At 69.9% G+C, this 17394-nt stretch carries 17 protein-coding genes; 12 read left to right on the top strand and 5 right to left on the bottom strand.

Going from position 1 to position 17394, the window contains the following annotated elements; all coding sequences use genetic code 11:
* Window positions 1-248 precede the first annotated feature (248 nt).
* The 3 genes from ACP56T_RS01070 to ACP56T_RS01060 all read right to left on the bottom strand — a co-directional run bounded on the left by ACP56T_RS01070 (window position 249) and on the right by ACP56T_RS01060 (window position 2162).
* On the bottom strand, window positions 249-1358 hold the full coding sequence (locus ACP56T_RS01070) for a 5-(carboxyamino)imidazole ribonucleotide synthase (protein ID WP_430910276.1): 1110 nt from the start codon (window positions 1356-1358) through the stop codon (window positions 249-251).
* Complete coding sequence (gene purE, locus ACP56T_RS01065) at window positions 1355-1852, bottom strand: 5-(carboxyamino)imidazole ribonucleotide mutase (protein ID WP_430910275.1); 498 nt, start codon at window positions 1850-1852, stop codon at window positions 1355-1357. The genes ACP56T_RS01070 and purE overlap by 4 nt, the downstream gene beginning before the upstream one ends.
* 100 nt (window positions 1853-1952) lie before the next feature.
* Window positions 1953-2162: a YdcH family protein gene (locus tag ACP56T_RS01060; protein WP_430910274.1), complete on the bottom strand. Its 210-nt coding sequence runs from the start codon at window positions 2160-2162 to the stop codon at window positions 1953-1955.
* A 159-nt stretch (window positions 2163-2321) separates the two neighbouring features.
* Between ACP56T_RS01060 and ACP56T_RS01055 the strand changes: the two genes are divergently transcribed.
* From ACP56T_RS01055 to ACP56T_RS01040, 4 genes are all read left to right on the top strand, one after another.
* On the top strand, window positions 2322-2504 hold the full coding sequence (locus ACP56T_RS01055) for a YdcH family protein (RefSeq protein WP_430910273.1): 183 nt from the start codon (window positions 2322-2324) through the stop codon (window positions 2502-2504).
* Window positions 2505-2661: 157 nt separating this feature from the next.
* Entirely contained in the window at window positions 2662-4614 is a 1953-nt protein-coding gene (locus tag ACP56T_RS01050) for a propionyl-CoA synthetase (RefSeq protein WP_430910272.1), read from the top strand.
* Window positions 4615-4665: 51 nt separating this feature from the next.
* Window positions 4666-5784 carry an NADH:flavin oxidoreductase/NADH oxidase gene (locus tag ACP56T_RS01045; protein WP_430910271.1) on the top strand — a complete coding sequence of 373 codons (1119 nt, stop codon included), beginning with the start codon at window positions 4666-4668 and terminating at the stop codon, window positions 5782-5784.
* Between the two features lie 72 nt (window positions 5785-5856).
* Window positions 5857-6915, top strand: coding sequence for a linear amide C-N hydrolase (locus ACP56T_RS01040; RefSeq protein WP_430910270.1), 1059 nt, complete (start codon window positions 5857-5859; stop codon window positions 6913-6915).
* A gap of 10 nt (window positions 6916-6925) precedes the next feature.
* Here ACP56T_RS01040 and ACP56T_RS01035 read toward each other — a convergent pair whose 3' ends face one another.
* A complete protein-coding gene (locus ACP56T_RS01035) occupies window positions 6926-7675 on the bottom strand; it encodes a phosphodiester glycosidase family protein (protein WP_430910269.1) in 750 nt (249 codons plus the stop codon).
* 224 nt (window positions 7676-7899) lie between these two features.
* Here ACP56T_RS01035 and ACP56T_RS01030 point away from each other — a divergent pair, with 224 nt between their 5' ends.
* Entirely contained in the window at window positions 7900-8337 is a 438-nt protein-coding gene (locus tag ACP56T_RS01030; protein ID WP_430910268.1) for a hypothetical protein, read from the top strand.
* 74 nt (window positions 8338-8411) lie between these two features.
* Here the strand turns inward: ACP56T_RS01030 and ACP56T_RS01025 are convergent, their stop codons facing one another.
* The gene (locus ACP56T_RS01025; protein ID WP_430910267.1) at window positions 8412-8849 is read right to left on the bottom strand and encodes a DUF4174 domain-containing protein; all 438 of its coding nucleotides are present in this window, start codon (window positions 8847-8849) and stop codon (window positions 8412-8414) included.
* 268 nt (window positions 8850-9117) lie between these two features.
* Here ACP56T_RS01025 and ssb point away from each other — a divergent pair, with 268 nt between their 5' ends.
* The 7 genes from ssb (at window position 9118) to ACP56T_RS00990 (ending at window position 17379) form a co-directional block, all read left to right on the top strand.
* On the top strand, window positions 9118-9675 hold the full coding sequence (gene ssb, locus ACP56T_RS01020; RefSeq protein WP_430910266.1) for a single-stranded DNA-binding protein: 558 nt from the start codon (window positions 9118-9120) through the stop codon (window positions 9673-9675).
* A 430-nt stretch (window positions 9676-10105) separates the two neighbouring features.
* On the top strand, window positions 10106-11791 hold the full coding sequence (locus ACP56T_RS01015; RefSeq protein ID WP_430910265.1) for a methyl-accepting chemotaxis protein: 1686 nt from the start codon (window positions 10106-10108) through the stop codon (window positions 11789-11791).
* A gap of 243 nt (window positions 11792-12034) precedes the next feature.
* Window positions 12035-14701, top strand: coding sequence for a DNA gyrase subunit A (gene gyrA / locus ACP56T_RS01010; protein ID WP_430910529.1), 2667 nt, complete (start codon window positions 12035-12037; stop codon window positions 14699-14701).
* A 224-nt stretch (window positions 14702-14925) separates the two neighbouring features.
* Window positions 14926-15750: an outer membrane protein gene (locus ACP56T_RS01005; RefSeq protein WP_430910264.1), complete on the top strand. Its 825-nt coding sequence runs from the start codon at window positions 14926-14928 to the stop codon at window positions 15748-15750.
* Between the two features lie 270 nt (window positions 15751-16020).
* Window positions 16021-16236 (top strand): hypothetical protein, encoded by a 216-nt coding sequence (locus ACP56T_RS01000; RefSeq protein ID WP_430910263.1) that lies wholly within the window; start codon window positions 16021-16023, stop codon window positions 16234-16236.
* A 52-nt stretch (window positions 16237-16288) separates the two neighbouring features.
* Entirely contained in the window at window positions 16289-16789 is a 501-nt protein-coding gene (gene coaD / locus ACP56T_RS00995) for a pantetheine-phosphate adenylyltransferase (protein ID WP_430910262.1), read from the top strand.
* A gap of 41 nt (window positions 16790-16830) precedes the next feature.
* A complete protein-coding gene (locus tag ACP56T_RS00990) occupies window positions 16831-17379 on the top strand; it encodes a peptidylprolyl isomerase (RefSeq protein ID WP_430910261.1) in 549 nt (182 codons plus the stop codon).
* Window positions 17380-17394 lie beyond the last annotated feature (15 nt).

The raw sequence follows: 17394 nt of genomic DNA, 5'->3' as shown, positions 1-17394 counted from the left end.
TGTCCGTGTCAACTCCCGCGCCGCGTTCGATTTCGTCCGGCGTGAGCCTCGGAACGTTCGCGCATCGCGGTGAACGCCCGCTTAAGAACGGGCGACGAAACGGCTCAAACGCCCGGATGTGGCGATGATATGGCCCCGGCCGGCGAGCGGCGGAAACGGGCGGCGCGGAGGCCCGCGAAGGCGTTCGCGAGGGGGAGGGTGTGCCCTGCGGGCCGCAGCTTGGGCGCGCCTCGAGGAGTGCCGGGGAATCAGCCGCGCGGGACGAGCCGCGTGACATGCCCCATCTTGCGGCCGGGCCGCGACTCGCCCTTGCCGTAGAGGTGGAGATGGGCGCCGGGCTCGGACAGCAGCGCGGGCCAGGCATCGGCCTCTGCGCCGATGAGGTTCTCCATCTCGACGGCCATGCCGCCGGTACGCGAGGCATCGCCGAGCGGCCAGCCACAGACGGCGCGCACATGCTGCGCGAACTGCGAGGTGAGCGCGCCCTCGATGGTCCAGTGCCCGGAATTGTGCACGCGCGGCGCGATCTCGTTGACCACCGGCCGCTCGCTGCCGTCCGCTTCGCGCACGAGGAAAAGCTCGACGGCGAAGACCCCGACATAGTCGAGCGCCGCGCCGATTCTTTCCGCGATCCGGGCCGCTTCCCGCGCCGTGGCATCGGACAGACCGGGCGCCGGCACGCGGGTGACGGCGAGGATGTGGTCGCGGTGCTCGTTCTCGCAGAGGTCGAAGGCCGCGAAGGCGCCGTCCACGCCGCGCGCAGCGACCACGGAGACCTCCCGCGCGAAGGGCACGAAGCCTTCGAGGATGCAGGGCGCGTCGCCGAGCTCGGCCATGACGGCGGCCGGGTCGATGGTCTCGGACGCGCGGATCATGCGCTGGCCCTTGCCGTCGTAGCCGAAGCGGCGGGTCTTGAGCACTGCCGGCCGGCCGAGCGCGTCGAGGGCGGCGCTCAGGTCGGCGGCGGTGTCGACGGCGCGGAAGGGCGCGGTCGCGATGCCGAGCCTGTTCACGAATTCCTTTTCGACCAGGCGGTCCTGCGTGGTCGACAGGGCCGTCGCGTTGGGGCGCAGGATGGCATGCGCCTCCAGGATCTCGGCGGTCTCGCGCGGCACGTTCTCGAACTCGTAGGTCACGACGTCGACGGCGTCCGCGAAGGCGGCGAGCGCGTCCGCGTCGTCGTAGGCCGCGAGGGTGCGCGCCGCCGCCACGTCGAAGGCGGGGCTGTCGGCGTCCGGCGAGAAGACGTGGACCTTCAGGCCGTAATTGGCCGCCGCCAGCCCGATCATGCGGGCGAGCTGGCCGCCGCCGACGATGCCGATGGTCGCGCCGGGGCCGATGGGTGTCCGCGTGCTCACGAGAGAGTCTTGTCCGGGCGCTCGGCGACGGAGGCGGTCTGCGCGGCGCGCCAGGCGTCGAGCCGGCCGGCCAGCGCCGCGTCGGAGAGGGCGAGCACGGCGGCCGCCAGCAGCGCGGCGTTGACGGCGCCGGCCCGGCCGATGGCGAGCGTCCCCACGGGAATGCCGGCGGGCATCTGCACGATGGAGAGCAGGCTGTCCTGGCCCGAGAGCGCCTTCGATTCCACCGGCACGCCGAACACGGGCAGGCTCGTCATCGCCGCCGCCATGCCGGGCAGATGCGCGGCCCCGCCCGCTCCGGCGACGATCACCTTGAAGCCCTCGGCCCTGGCGCCCTTGGCGAAGGCGACCAGACGCTCCGGGGTGCGGTGGGCGGAAACGATGCGGCAGTCATGGGCGACGCCCAGCGCGTCGAGGGTCTCGGCGGCGTGGCGCATGGTGGCCCAGTCGGACTGGCTGCCCATGATGATCGCGACCGGAGGCGTTGCCGGCATGGACGTCTGAAATCCTGTCCGAGAGGGTCCGGGCCTCGCGCGGCACCTCAACCCAAAGAGGCCGCATACAGGCGTGGCCGCGCCCCGGCAAGCCGCCCGCTCAGGCGATGATGTCGGGCGTGATCTGGTCCTCGATATACGAGATCCGGTCGCGGAGCGTCAGCTTGCGCTTCTTCAGCCGCTGGATCTGGAGCTGGTCGCCGACGATGTTGCGCTCCAGGGCGTCGATGGCGGCGTCGAGGTCCCGGTGCTCCTGCTTCAGGCGCTGCAATTCCGCGCCGAACTCGTCCAGCCTGTCCTCGTCCGCCATCGCCGCTCGCACATGTCAGGCTCGCCTGTGGGCCGGACCATGCGCCAGCCCCGCGCCGCCGGCAAGGTTCGGTGAAGCCTATGCGTTGGATAGGCTTCGACAGCCGGCTTCGGGTGTGCCACTCTGCCCGAGTCGAAACGATGACAGGAGAGAACGCTCATGTCGCTGCAGACGCATCTGGACCAGCTCTCGCTCAAGCACGAAGCCCTGGAACGCGAACTTCACGAGGCCACCCACTCGCCTTCGGAGAACGACCTCAGGATCGCCGAGCTCAAGCGCCGCAAGCTGCATCTCAAGGACGAGATGAAACGCCTCCAGGAGCGCGCCGACACGGTGCACTGACGGCACTCCCGCCCCGTTAGACGAGTTTTCGAGACGCCGCGCTGGCTTCGACAGCGCGGCGGTTTTGTTTCCGGCGCCCCGTCTGACAGTCCGCGCGTCTGCTAGGGTGAAGGCTCGGCCCTCGCATCGGCCGACACGAAGAACGCCGGGAGACGCCATGACCGCCGCCGAGTCCGCGCCCGACTCCTCTCCCGAGCCGAATCCGGCCGCCTCCTACGCCGCTCTCCATGCCGCCTCGCTCGCCGACCCGGAGGGGTTCTGGACGAAGGCGGCCGCCGCGATCGACTGGACCGATGGGCCCGGCCGCGCCTTCGACCCCTCGGCGGGAGCCTATGGCCGCTGGTTCCCCGACGCGACGCTCAACGCCTGCCACAACGCCGTCGACCGCCACGTCGCGGCGGGCCGGGGCGGCCAGGCCGCGATCGTCCACGATTCGCCGGTCACGGGCTCGAAGCGCGTCATCACCTATGCCGAGCTGCGCGACGAGGTGGCGGTGCTCGCCGCCGTCCTCGCCGATCTCGGTGTGGGCAAGGGCGACCGCGTCGTCCTCTACATGCCGATGGTGCCCGAGGCGCTGATCGGCATCTTCGCCTGCGCCCGGCTGGGGGCGGTGCATTCGGTGGTGTTCGGCGGCTTCGCGGCGAACGAGCTGGCGGTGCGCATCGACGACGCGGCGCCGAAGGTGGTGCTCGCGGCCTCCTGCGGCATCGAGCCGAACCGGGTCGTCGCCTACAAGCCGCTGCTCGACGCCGCCATCGCCGCCGCCGCGCACAAGCCCGATGCCTGCCTGATCCTCCAGCGTCCGCAGGCGCCGGCCGCCTTCGTGGCGGGCCGCGATCGCGACTGGGCGCAGACGGTGGCCGAGGCGAAGGCCGAGGGCAAGACGGCCGACTGCGTGGCGATGAAGGCCACCGACCCGCTCTATATCCTCTACACCTCCGGCACGACGGGAAAGCCGAAGGGCGTGGTGCGCGATACCGGCGGCTACCTCGTGGCACTCGCCTGGACCATGGCCAATCTCTACGGCATCCGCCCCGGCGAGGTGTATTTCTGCGCCTCCGACATCGGCTGGGTGGTGGGCCACTCCTACATCGTCTACGGGCCGCTGCTGCATGGCTGCACCACGGTGCTCTACGAGGGAAAGCCCGTGGGCACCCCCGATGCCGGGGCCTTCTGGCGGGTGGTCGCCGCGCACAAGGCCGCCTGCCTGTTCACGGCGCCGACCGCTCTGCGCGCCATCAAGAAGGAGGACCCGGCCGGCGAGAGGGTCGCGGAGCACGACCTCTCGGGCTTCCGCAGCCTGTTCCTGGCGGGCGAGCGGGCGGACCCGGATTCGGTGGCCTGGGCCGAGCGCATCCTGCAACGCCCCGTCATCGACCACTGGTGGCAGACGGAGACCGGCTGGGCCATCGCCGGCAACCCGCTCGGCCTCGGCCTGCTGCCGGTAAAGCACGGCAGCGCCTGCGTGCCGATGCCGGGCTACGACGTAAGGGTGCTCGATGAGGCCGGCAAGCCGGTTCCCGCCGGCACCATGGGCACCATCGCGATCAGGCTGCCGCTGCCGCCCGGCTGCCTGCCGACGCTGTGGGGCTCGGACGAGCGCATGCGGGCGAGCTACCTCGCCACCTTCCCCGGCTATTACGACACCTCGGACGCCGGCATCATCGACGCGGACGGCTACGTCACCGTCCTCGGGCGAACCGACGACATCATCAATGTCGCCGGCCACCGGCTCTCGACGGGCGGCATGGAGGCGGTGCTCGCCTCGCACCCGGACGTGGCGGAATGCGCCGTCATCGGCATCCGCGACGCGCTCAAAGGCGAGCAGCCCTGCGGCTTCGTGGTGCTGAAGGCGCGGGTCGCGAAGGCGCCGGAGCAGATCGAGAAGGAGCTGGTGGCCCTTGTGCGCGAGCGCATCGGCCCGGTCGCCGCCTTCAAGATCGCGCTGACCGTGGCGCGGCTCCCGAAGACCCGCTCGGGCAAGATCCTGCGGGCCACCATGAAGCGCATCGCCGACAACGAGCCCTGGACCCTGCCGCCGACCATCGACGACGCCGGCGCGCTGGACGAGATCGGCGAGAGCCTGAAGGGCAGGGGAATCGGGGCGTGACACCGGCCGACCGGTAAGCCCTCCATGCCGCAACCGACGCCGGAAACACCCATGCCGCCGCTCCTCTTCGACAGTCTCCGTCTCGACGGCCTCACCCTTGAGAACCGCATCGTCGTCGCGCCCATGTGCCAGTACTCGGCGCGCGACGGCGAGGCGTCCGACTGGCACATGATGCATCTCGGCCAGCTCGCCCTATCCGGCGCCGGGCTGCTGACCCTGGAGGCCACCGCGATCTCTCCCGAGGCGCGGATCACGGATTGGGACCTCGGGCTCTATTCCGACGGCTGCGAGCGGGCGCTGGCCCGCGTGCTCGGCGCGATCCGCGAGTATGCGCCGATCCCGGTCTGCATCCAGATCGCCCATGCCGGGCGGAAGGCCTCGAGCGAGGCTCCCTGGCGCGGCGGCGCCCAGATCGCGCCGGACGCGCCGCAGGGCTGGCGCACCGAGGCGCCCTCCGCCGTGCCCCATGCCGAGGGCGAGATTCCGCCCCATGCCCTCGACGCGGCCGACCTGAAGCGCATCCGCGACGGGTTCGTCGCCACCGCCAGGCGCGCCATGCGCCTCGGCATCGACGCCGTGGAGCTGCACGGCGCCCACGGCTACCTGCTGCACCAGTTCCTCTCGCCCATCGCCAACCGGCGCAGCGATTCGTATGGCGGCAGCCTCGAGAACCGCATGCGCTTCCCGCTGGAGGTGTTCGAGGCCGTGCGCGATGTCGTGCCCGCCGGAAAGCCGGTCTGGATGCGGGTCTCGGCGACGGACTGGGTGGAGGGCGGCTGGGACATCGAGGAGACCGTCGCCCTCGCCGAGGCCCTCAAGGCGCGAGGGGCGCCGGCCATCCACGTCTCCAGCGGCGGCGTCTCGCCGAAGCAGCGCATCACCCTCGGGCCGGGCTATCAGGTGCCTTATGCCGAGCGCATAAAGGCGGAGACGGGGCTCGTCACGATCGCGGTGGGCCTCATCACCGAGGCGCGGCAGGCGGAGACGATCCTCCAAGAGGGCAAGGCCGACGCGATCGCGCTCGCCCGCGCCATGCTCTACGATCCGCGCTGGCCCTGGCACGCGGCGGCCGAGCTCGGCGCGCAGGTGCAGGCGCCCGCGCAATACTGGCGCTGCCAGCCGCGCGAGCAGAAGGACCTGTTCAAGGCGGCCTCCTTCGGTCAGCGCTGATCCGCGATTGACGCCGGTCGGCGCCGCGCGGATCCTGGCGCCATACTGGGATCGTCGTCATCCGGGGGAATCATGCTGCGTGCTCTCGCTCTGGCCGGCGCGCTCGCCTGCGCCGCCGCGGCTCTCCCCGCGAGTCCGGGCGCGGCCTGCACCCGCGCCGTCTATCTCGGCGCCGAGGGACGGGTGATCACCGCCCGCTCGATGGATTGGCGCACCGATGTCGGGACCAATCTCTGGATCTTCCCGCGCGGCATGAGCCGGTCCGGCGAGGCCGGCCCCAACTCGCTGCGCTGGACCTCCCGCTACGGCAGCGTGATCGCCACGGGCTACGACGTCTCGACCACGGACGGCCTGAATGAGGCGGGGCTCGCGGCGAACCTGCTGTGGCTCGTCGAGTCCGAGTATCCCGCGGCGGATCCGGCAAAGCCGAGCCTCACCATGGCCGCCTGGGCGCAATACGTGCTCGACAGCTTCGCCACCGTGCGTGAGGCGGTGGACGCCCTCAAGAGCGAGCCCTTCGTCCTCGTCACCGACGACGTGCCCGGCGAGAAGCGGCTGGCGACGCTCCATCTCGCGCTCTCCGACGCCTCGGGCGACAGCGCGATCCTCGAGTATATCGGCGGCCGGCTCGTCATCCATCACGACCGCGCCTTCCAGGTCATGACCAACTCGCCGACCTTCGACGAGCAGCTCGCCCTCGACAGCTACTGGCGGCAGATCGGCGGAACCATCATGCTGCCGGGCACCAACCGCTCGGCCGACAGGTTCGCGCGGGCCTCGTTCTACATCAACGCGGTTCCGAAATTCGAGGATGCCAACCTCGCCGTGGCGAGCGTGTTCAGCGTCATTCGCAACGTCTCGGTGCCCTACGGCATCTCGACCCCCAACGAGCCGAACATCTCCTCGACGCGCTGGCGCACGGTGATCGACCACGCGCGGCGGCTGTACTTCTTCGAGTCGGCCCTCACGCCGAACACCTTCTGGGTCGACCTCAAGAGCATCGATTTCAGCCCGGAGACCGGCAAGGTCCGCACGCTCCAGCTCGGCGAGAACCAGAGCCACATCTTCTCAGGGGACACGACGGCCGCGTTCCGGGACGCGCCGCCGTTCCAGTTCCTGGGCGTGCATTAGGCGCGCGGCGTCAGCGCGACACCGCCCCGACCAGCGGCCCGAGCGGACGGCTGATGTCGGAGCGGCCGATGCCCGGCGCGTAGAGGCTCGACACGCTGCCGTCGAGGAAGAGCGCGTTGCGGCAGCCGAGATCGTCCCGGAACAGGCGGGCGAAGGCCCCGAAGCTCACCGGCCGCTCGGAGATGACGAACACGGCGGTGCGGCCTTCGTCCCGCACGCCGACGCCGTTCCGGATCTTCTGAGACGGCCCGTCGGTGGAGATCTTCGGGTGGATCTTGCCGTCGATGACCAGCATGGGACCGGACTGCGTGGCGAAATCGGGCTTGAGGCGCGCGCGCAGGTAGCGGGCCGTATCCAGCACCCCCGCCTTGTCGCCGGAGACGTAGAAGACGCCGTTCGGCTTGAGGTGGAAGTTGCCCGGCCCGTTCGCCGTCGAGGCGCCCTTCAATTCGCGCCCGTCCTCGACATAGAGCCCCACCGGGGCCTGGTCGCGGTCGTACATGCCGCCGTTCATCGCGAAGGCGAGGCGCGGCCCGAGGGCGCTGGCGAGGTTCGACAGCGAGGCGTAGGGCCGGCCGTCCTGGCCGAGCCAGAAGGTGCGCACGCGCTGGCGCTTCAAATCCACGATGCAGACCGTGTAGGTCTCGCCCTCGGCCTGCGCCGCCCGGCAGGGCCCGGCCGGAGCCTGCTCCGCCGCCGCCGGCGATGCCGCGACGAGCACGGCCGCGGCGAGAGCGGCCAGGGCGTGACGTAACATCATCGTGACGATCCGAAGCTGTCGTGCTCGCCCGCGGGGATGCGGACGCGCGTTCCTCGCCCGAAAAGGCGTCGCTTTTCAAGGTTCGGCGCCGCGCGGGCGGGACCGGCGCCAGCGTGGCCGGAAACGCGCCAGAGACAAAAATGCACTGTCGGCGACCAGAACTGTTTTCGGGGGCCGGGCGTTTGAAGGGCATCGGGGGGCGTGGCTTGTTCGGAGAACGTGTGATGAAGCGGCTTCTTCTCGGATCGGCGCTGATGGCCGGCACCCTGGCGATGCTTCCGGCCACCGCCGAGGCACGCGGTTTCGGCGGCGGCGGGTTTCACGGCGGCGGCTTCCACGGCGGTGGATTCGGCGGCGGATTCCGTGGGTTCGGCGGCTATCGCGGCGCGGGCTTCGGCGGCGGCTGGGGCCATCGCGGGGGATGGGGATATCGCGGCGGCTACGGGCGCGGCCTCGGCTACGGGCTCGGCGGACTGGGGCTCGGCCTGGCCGTGGGCGGCCTCTACGGCGGCTATGGCTACGGCTATCCCGCCTACGGATACGGTTACGCCCCGGCCGCCTACGGCTACGATTACGGCTATGGCGGCGGCTGCTACACCGTGCCGCGCGTGCGCTGGACGCCCTACGGCTATCGCCGGGTCCTGGTTCAGCGCTGCTACTGACGCTCGGCTCGGATCGACCCGACGCGAGAGGGGCCGCCCTGGATGGGCGGCCCTTTCGCGTTTCGTCCCGCCGGCTACTTCGTTCCGCCGTTGCGGCGCTCGTCCTGCCGCATGGGCATCGCGTCGATGACGCGAAACAGCCGGGCGGAGGAAATCGGCGTGTCCGACACGAGCTTGGCGCCCCCGTCCTTGCCGACGAGCACGGCGGTGAAGCGGTCGGCGGGAAGGCCGAGCCGATGCCGGAGCGCCTGCGCCGCGACGTCCGCCCCCACCGCCTCGAGCGTCACCAGATCGCGCTCGCTGCGCTCGCCGGGGACGGCGTTCAGAAGGGATCTCTGCGTGCCCAGCCGATCGTCGGCGGCCGTGGGAGCCGACAGGACGAGGACCCGCGAGCGCCAGCGATAGGCCGCGAGCGGATCGTCCGGCGCGGCGGTCCCCGGCGAGGGCCCGGCCACCGCCAGGGAGAGCAGGACGCCCAACGGTACCCCGAGACATCTCGCCCGATCACCCATCGCTTCGACCTTTCCTTCGTTCGACCGGGACAACGTCGGGCCATGGAGCGGGGATCCGTACGGCGCTCCCGCAGTCCGCGCCGCCCGCTTCCGCGTCTCACCCGGCTTGCGAGCCGGATGGAACAATCATAGAACATTCGAATTCGGACCGGCTCGTCCACTTGGCCGGGGACAGCCCTCCCGAGACGGTTGCGGTCGCGGTCGGGGCGGCTCAGAAACGGCGCCCGGCCCTGACCGGCCCTGTGAGATCGACGGCGAGGAGAGAGCGATGGCGGGCAGCGTGAACAAGGTGATCCTGGTGGGCAACCTGGGGCGCGACCCCGAGACCCGCCGGCTCTCGTCGGGCGATCCGGTGGTCAACCTGCGCATCGCGACGTCGGAGTCCTGGAAGGACAAGATGTCGGGCGAGCGCAAGGAAAAGACCGAGTGGCACTCGGTGGTGATCTACAACGAGAACCTCGCCCGCGTGGCCGAGCAGTATCTGCGCAAGGGCTCGAAGGTCTATATCGAGGGCCAGCTCCAGACGCGCAAATGGTCCGATCAGTCGGGCGTCGAGAAGTACACCACCGAGGTGGTGCTCCAGCGCTTCCGCGGCGAGATGACGATCCTCGACGGGCGCGGCGGCGGCGATTCCGTGCCCGACGAGGACGGCGGCGGCCAGATCGGACGTGGTGGAGATCGTGGCGGCGACCGTGGCGGGGATCGCGGCGGCGACCGTGAGTATGGCGGCGGCCGCTCCCAGGGCGGCGAGCGCCGCCCGGCCGCGTCGAGCAGCGGCGGCGGCTCGCGCGGCAACTACGACCTCGACGACGACATCCCGTTCTAGCTTTCCCCACGGCGAGGACATCGCCGCGCGGTGAAAGAGGCATGACGGCCGTCCCTGGAGTGCGTCGGGCGCCTCGAAGCATTCGACGGGCTCTCGACCATTGTTTTGCCGTCTATCGGGACGGAGAATCCGAAGTGATATCTGCGGGATGTGCTCCGGCGCGTCCTGCGGTCGCGTGAGTTCGTGCTGCGTTGGCACTGTCCGGTCTTCCGGGCGCTAGGGCGACGTCGAACATGCGACCATCGGAAGCAGGCGTGCCGTTTTTCAGCATATCCGCTTTCGCGAGACTAAATTTCGAGCACGTACCGATACCAAACCTTAACCGTCACCGACGAATTCTCGCCGGGATGGTATCCGACCCGCTGTGCCCGCCCCTCATGAGAGGTTGACGCCGGTTCCGCCATCGCCCCGGAGATGGACGGATACCCGCATGCCCCGCTTCACGTTCACCGTCGCCCGACGCTTTCTCTCCGTCGCCGTCCTCGCCGGGGCGGTCCTGGCGCTCATGCTCGGGCTGTCGCTCTATGAGTTCCGCGGCCGCCTGATGCAGCAGAAGCAGCAGCAGGTGCGCCATGTGGTCGAGACGGCGCTCTCCTCGATCCGTCCGCTCGTGGAGCGCGCCCGCTCCGGCGCCCTCCCGGCGGCGGAAGCGAAGGCCCAGGCGATCGCGATCCTCAAGGAGATGCGCTACGACGGGGCGAACTACATCTTCGTCTACGACAACACCGGAACGCCGGTGGTCCATATCCGCAAGGACTATCTCGGCGTGAACCGCTGGGACGTGCGCGACCCGTCCGGCTTCTATGTCGCCCGCGCGATCATCGAGACCGCCCGCAGCGGCAAGGGCTATATCGAATACGCCAATCCCAAGCCCGGCCAGGACGTGAACTCGCCCAAGCTCAGCTATGTGGCCAGCGTTCCGGAATGGGACTGGGCGCTCGGGACCGGCATCTACATCGATGACGTCGACGCGGAGCTGCGCGACACGATCCTGTCCATGGTCAAGATCGGTCTCCCCGTCGCGGTGGGCTTCGTGATCCTCGTCCTGCTGCTGGCCCGCTCGGTCTCGCGCCCGCTGAAGGCGCTGACTGCCTCCATGGAGCGCCTCGCCTCGGGGGATCTGGAGGCGCCCATCGCCGGACAGGGCCGCGCCGACGAGATCGGCGACATCGCGGGCGCCGTTGCCGCGTTCCGCGAGGGGCTGAAGAGCCGCGCCCTCGAGGAGCGCGCCCGCGACGCGGTCGCCCGCCAGGAGGCCGATGCCGGCCGCCGCGCCGCGATGGCGCAGATCGCCGAGCAGTTCGAGGCCCGCGTCGGCCGTCTCGTCGGCGGCTTCTCGGCCTCCGCCAACGAGATGGAGACCGCCGCCCGCGCGATGTCGACGCTGGCCGACACCACCAACGCCCGCTCCGTCGACGTGGCCGGGGCCGCGCAGCAGACCTCGGGCAACGTCCAGACCATCGCCGCCGCGACGGAGGAGCTCACCGCCACCGCCCGCGAGATCGGCGAGCGGGTGGACGAATCCTCGGCCATGGCCGGACGTGCCGTCGAGGAGGCCCGCCGCAGCGATCTCGCGGTCCAGACGCTCGCCAGCGGCGCCCAGAAGATCGGCGACGTCGTCGCGATGATCTCGGCCATCGCCGGCCAGACCAACCTGCTCGCGCTGAACGCCACCATCGAGGCGGCGCGCGCCGGCGAGGCCGGACGGGGCTTCGCGGTCGTGGCCTCCGAGGTGAAGGAGCTGGCGAGCCAGACCGCACGCGCCACCGACGAGATCACCAGCCAGATCGCCCAGATCCAGCAGGCCACCCGCGAGGCGGTCGACGTCATCCAGGGCATCGGCGGAACGCTCGGGCAGATGCACGAATCCTCGACCTCGGTCGCCGCCGCCATTGAGGAGCAGCAGTCGGCCATGAGCGAGATCGCCCGCAACATCGCCCAGGCCGCCGGCGGCACCGATGCCGTCACCGACAGCATCGGCGAGGTGAATCGCGGCGCGACGGAAGCGAGCGCGGCGGCCGGACGCGTGCTCTCGACCGCCGCCGGCCTCTCGAAGGACGCGGGCGAGCTGCGCCGCGAGGTCGACACCTTCCTGATGGAGATCCGCGCGGCCTGATCCTCCCCTCCGGCGCCTTGCCCGAGGCGCCGGAAATGCCTATCCCCATCGCTGACAGGCCTCGCCTTCCGGCGCCTTCGACCGCCCCTGGCGACGTGAGCGGGCGAGGCTTCCCGTCCAGGCCCGCCGCGCGCGGGCCTGCCGCGACACGGAAAGCACCTCTTGGCCGATACCAACGATTCCGGAGCCGGCGAGCCGCCGCCGCCCGCCTCCGACGTGAAGCCCGTTTCGATCACCGACGAGATGCGCCGCTCGTATCTCGATTACGCCATGAGCGTGATCGTGGCCCGAGCGCTGCCGGATGCGCGCGACGGCCTCAAGCCGGTGCACCGCCGCATCCTGTTCTCGGCCTATGAGAGCGGGTTCCTGCCGGAGCGCAAATACGTCAAGTCGGCCCGCATCGTCGGCGACGTGATCGGCCTGTACCATCCGCACGGGGACCAGTCGATCTACGACGCCTTGGTACGCATGGCGCAGGATTTCTCCATGCGCCTGATGCTCATCGACGGGCAGGGCAATTTCGGCTCCGTCGACGGCGATCCGCCGGCGGCCATGCGCTACACCGAATCGCGCCTCGCCAAGCCCGCGACCGCGCTGCTCTCCGACATCGACAAGAACACCGTCGACTTCCAGCCGAACTACGACGAGTCCCGCGAGGAGCCGAAGGTGCTCCCCGCCCGCTTCCCGAACCTGCTCGTCAACGGCGCCGGCGGCATCGCGGTGGGCATGGCCACCAACATCCCGCCCCATAATCTCGGCGAGCTGATCGACGCCTGCGTCGCGCTCATCGACGATCCGGGGATGACCGTCGAGCAGCTCATCGGCATCGTGCCGGGGCCGGATTTCCCCACCGGCGGCCTCATCCTCGGCCGCGCCGGCACGCGGCAGGCCTACGAGACCGGGCGCGGCTCGGTCATCATGCGGGCGCGCTCGCATGTGGAGGAGCTGCGCAAGGAGCGCGAGGCGCTGATCTTCACCGAGATCCCGTATCAGGTGAACAAGGCCACGCTGGTCGAGAAGATCGCCGAGCTCGTCAAAGACAAGCGCGTCGAGGGCATCTCGGACCTGCGCGACGAATCCGACCGCGACGGCATGCGCATCGTGGTCGAGATCAAGCGCGACGCCATGGCCGACGTCGTGCTGAACCAGCTCTACCGCTACACGCCGCTGCAAAGCTCCTTCGGCTGCAACATGGTGGCGCTGAACGGCGGCCGCCCCGAGCTGATGAACCTGAAGGACCTGCTGACGGCCTTCGTGGACTTCCGCGAGGAGGTCGTCTCCCGGCGCACCAAGTTCCTGCTCGGCAAGGCGCGCGAGCGGGCCCATGTGCTGTGCGGGCTCGCCATCGCGGTGGCCAATATCGACGAGGTGATCCGCCTGATCCGCACCTCGCCGGACCCGAACGCCGCCCGCGAGGCGCTGATGACCCGCGACTGGCCGGCGCACGACATCGCGCCGCTGATCGCGCTCGTCGACGATCCGCGCCACCGCGTCTCGGAGGACGGCACCTACCGCCTCTCCGAGGTCCAGGCCCGCGCCATCCTCGACCTGCGCCTCCAGCGCCTCACCGCGCTCGGCCGCGACGAGATCGGCGACGAGCTGAAGACGCTCGCCGACGAGATCGCCGACTATCTCGACATCCTGCGCTCGCGCGCCCGTATCCAGGCGATCGTCAAGGGCGAGCTCGCCGAGGTGCGCGAGCAGTTCGCCACCCCGCGCAAGACCGAGATCGTCGACTACGATTCGAGCGTCGAGGACGAGGACCTGATCGCCCGCGAGGACATGGTCGTCACCGTGTCGCATGCCGGCTACGCCAAGCGCGTGCCGCTCTCGACCTACCGCTCGCAGAAGCGCGGCGGCAAGGGCCGCTCGGGCATGTCGACCCGCGACGAGGATTTCGTCACGCGGCTCTTCGTGGCCTCCACCCATACCCCGGTGCTGTTCTTCTCGAGCCAGGGGCAGGTCTACAAGGAGAAGGTCTGGCGGCTGCCCGTCGCGGCTCCCAACGCGCGCGGAAAGGCGCTCGTGAACATCCTCCAGATGCAGTCCGAGGGCGAGCGCATCACCACCATCATGCCGCTGCCGGAGGACGAGGCGTCCTGGGAGACGCTGGACGTGATGTTCGCCACCGCCTCGGGGCAGGTGCGTCGCAACAAGCTCTCCGACTTCGTGCAGGTGAACCGCAACGGCAAGATCGCGATGAAGCTCGACGAGGGCGACCACATCGTCCATGTCGAGATCTGCCGCGCCGAGCAGAACGTGCTGCTGACCACCGCCGCCGGCCAGTGCATCCGCTTCCCCGTCGAGGACGTGCGCGTCTTCAAGGGACGCGATTCCACCGGCGTGCGCGGGGTCAATCTCGGCGCGCAGGACCGCGTCATCTCCATGACGATCCTCAACGCCTTCGAGGCGACCCCCGAGGAGCGCGCCGGCTATCTCAAGATGCGCCGGGCCGTCATCGGCGAGGGCGCGGAGGGCGAATCCGCCGAGGCGAACGGCGCCGAGGAGGAGGCCGAGGGCACCGGCGAGGCCACCGCGATCTCGCTGGAGCGCTATCAGGAGATGGGAGCCGCCGAGCAGTTCGTGCTCACCATCTCGGAGCGCGGCTACGGCAAGCGCACCTCGTCCTACGAGTACCGGACCTCGGGGCGCGGCGGAAAGGGCATCACGGCCATGCGCGTGAACGCCCGCAACGGCAGCCTGGTGGCCTCCTTCCCCGTGGAGGCGTCGGACCAGATCATGCTGGTGACGAATGCCGGCCAGCTCATCCGGGTGCCGGTGGACGACATCCGCATCGTCGGCCGCGCCTCGCAGGGCGTCACCGTGTTCGACACCGACAAGGCCGAACGCGTGGTCTCGGTGGAGCATATCGAGGGCGAGGACGAGCCGGGCGGGGAAGACGAAGCCTGAGAGCGGCACGAGGCCGCCGTCGCCCGCAGCGCGGATGACGGCGGTCCTCATCGAATAAAATAAACCGTCGCCGGACCGGATTATAAATCTTACCCGTTCGTAAAAGCGCATCTTCGCCGTTAAGACAAATCTATGCTTGGCGGTGTTGCGGTAATATCATAGCCGCCCCGGCGCGATACCGGTATTCGAGACCCCAGAGTTGCTCGCCTCTCAGGGGTTCCATCGTGTTCAAGCAGATCGTTCTCGCCACGGCCGCCTCGGCGCTTCTCGCGGGCGCCGCCACCGCCGCCGATCTGCCGCGCCGCGCGGCGCCGCCGGTCTTCGTGCCCGTCCCCGTCTTCACCTGGACCGGCTTCTATCTCGGCGCCAATGCCGGCTACGCCTTCTCCGAGAGCGACACTATCCGCACCCTCGGCATCGGCGCCTTGCAGAACAACGTGAACAACAACCTCCGCCGTCCCTCCGTGAACGTGGCGACGGAAGGCTTCTCCGCCGGCGGCCAGGCCGGCTACAACTACCAGTTCACGCCGGGCAGCGGCGTCGTGGTGGGTCTCGAGGCCGACGCGCAGTACACCGATCTCCAGCGCACCCGCCGCGAGACGATCTTCAACCCGGTCTTCAACCCGAACGTCCTGACCAACACCTACCGCACGGAGCTGGGCTTCCTCGGTACCGTGCGCGGCCGCATCGGCTACGCCTTCGACCGCGTCCTCGTGTACGGCACCGGCGGCTTCGCCTATGGCGACGTGACCCGCAGCGTCTTCTTCCAGACCGGCGCCCCGCTGACCTATGCCGGCCGCAGGTCGCAGATGGAGACCGGCTACGCCTATGGCGGCGGCATCGAATACGCCCTGCCCACCGAGTCGTTCCTGAACTTCTTCAAGGCCAGCGCCGTGACGGTGAAGGCCGAGTATCTCCGCTACGACCTCGGCAGCCGCAACCTGCTCGTCGCCAGCACGGGCGGCCCCGGCATCGGCTACGTCTCGCGCTTCTCGACGGAGGGCAGCATCGCCCGCGCCGGCGTGAACTACAAGTTCGGCAGCTACTGAGCCGGCTGTCCTTCGCGGGCGATCACATCGCGAGGACGACCTCGAACGGGGCGGGTGCCGGACAGGCATCCGCCCTTTTTTCGTGCGGCCTGTCCGATTTAATAGCCGGAAAAACAGCCCCGCCATGGTGCGATGGGAAAAGGAGTCGCGGACGCCCTCGCCGCGTCAAGACTTCCTCCAGAAATGGCCTTTATCCCGGATGATTGCAGGCCCCGGCGACGCGCAAGGGTCGCCCGTCCTTTCCGCCCAAGCCCAGCCAGCAGGTCATCCGTGTATTTCCTCGTCAACGCGACGCGCGACGCCCGTGGCTTCAGCTTCGAGCGCCGCTCGATGACCGAGGCGCTGGAGAAGGCCCTGGCGCTCCTCGCCTCCGGCATGAGCGACGTCTCCATCACCCACCCGGACGGCCGCCGCTCCTCGGCGGCGGGGTTCCTCGCCGATTGCGCGGCCCCGGCCGTGCGGCAGGAGCGGCCGCGCGCCGCCTGAGAGCGCGTCCGCCGGTTCCGTTCGGCGGAGAAATGCTCTAGGGCGGGCGGCGATGACCCGCACCGCCCTCTATGCCGGCTCGTTCGATCCGGTCACGAACGGCCATCTCGACGTCGTGCGCCAGGCCTGCCGGCTGGTGCCGCGCCTCGTGATCGCCGTGGGCATCCATCCCGGCAAGGCGCCGCTGTTCTCCGCCGAGGAGCGGATGGCGCTGCTGCGCGAGGTCTGCGGACCGCTGGCCGCCGCCGAGGGCACCGAGCTCGTCATCGACACCTTCGACGACCTCGCCGTCACCGCCGCCCGGCGCTGCGGCGCCAGCCTGTTCATCCGCGGCCTGCGCGACGGCACCGATCTCGACTACGAGATGCAGCTCGCCGGCATGAACGGCACCATGGCCCCCGAGGTCCAGACCGTCTTCCTGCCCGCCTCCATCCATGTCCGCCCCATCACGGCGACGCTGGTGCGCCAGATCGCGGCCATGGGCGGGGATGTCGGGCCCTTCGTGCCGCGCGCGGTGGCCGAGCGCCTCGCGGCCCGCTTCGCGGCATCCTGACCGCCTTCTCCGATCGTCACAAGAAACGAGGGATTCCCGCCATGAACCGTCGTACCACAATCCTCGCGCTCGCCCTGAGCTTCGGCCTCGGCCTGTCCGGCGCCGCCCGCGCCCAGGACGACAACACGGTCTATCTCGACACCAAGGACGGGCGCATCACCATCGCGCTCCGGCCGGAGATCGCGCCCAAGCACGTCAAGCAGCTGAAGACCCTGATCGGCCAGGGCTTCTACGACGGGCTGAAGTTCCACCGCGTCATCGACGGCTTCATGGCCCAGACCGGCGACCCCAAGGGCAACGGCACCGGCGGCTCCAGCCTGCCGAACATCCCGGCCGAGTTCTCCTCCGCCAAGTTCCGCCGGGGCACGGTGGGCATGGCCCGCTCGTCCGACCCGAACTCGGCGAACTCGCAGTTCTTCATCTGCCTGGGCGACGCCTCCTTCCTCGACGGCCAGTACACCGCCGTCGGCCTCGTGACCGACGGCATGGACGTGGTGGACAAGATCAAGAAGGCCGCCTCCGGCGCGCCGGGCGGCTCGGTCCAGAACCCGGACAAGATCGTCAAGATGAGCCTTGCCAAGGGCAAGTAGGCGACGGCCCGCCGG

Source organism: Methylobacterium endophyticum (assembly GCF_050591105.1).
Classification (GTDB): Bacteria; Pseudomonadota; Alphaproteobacteria; order Rhizobiales; family Beijerinckiaceae; genus Methylobacterium.
Note: the sequence above shows the minus strand (reverse complement) of the source record. Positions and strands in the feature narration are given on the sequence as shown.